We start from the raw sequence: 461 nt of genomic DNA on the forward strand, positions 1-461 counted from the left end.
CGGATATAAATCCGACAACCCGACGTTACTCAAAAGATCAGTAAAAGAACCTTAAATAAATACCGCAAACTACTTAGAGAAAAAACCCACACCGTCAAAGGCAAAAAGTTAACGCGATGTAGTCCTGCCCATAAACGGTCTTGAACAGGACAGACCTGATACCGCCTCCACACCTGGCACCCATACCGTGGCAACCGATCACAAATCCATCACACACCCGCCACATAACCGACACGTCTTCGGCCGACACTCTTCTCATGAGCCAATCCTTGCATGTCACCCTTATCACCGAGACCTTCACTCCCGAGATCAATGGCGTCGCCAACACCCTGGGGCGGCTGTGTGACGGTTTGCGTTTGCGCGGGCACAGGGTCGAGTTGATCCGTCCGCGTCAGAGTGAAGACGCTGTGGCGGGCGCGGCCGATGATCTGATGCTGTGCCGGGGCTGGCCGATTCCGGGC

Annotated in this window: 1 pseudogene; it reads left to right on the top strand. The window is 54.7% G+C overall.

The features are described from left to right. Positions 1–269 precede the first annotated feature (269 nt). Positions 270–461 (top strand): annotated as a pseudogene (locus D7Y13_RS42560) (hypothetical protein); the annotation flags it as partial.

It is taken from the genome of Corallococcus praedator, from assembly GCF_003612125.1.
In the GTDB taxonomy this organism is placed as follows: domain Bacteria; phylum Myxococcota; class Myxococcia; order Myxococcales; family Myxococcaceae; genus Corallococcus; species Corallococcus praedator.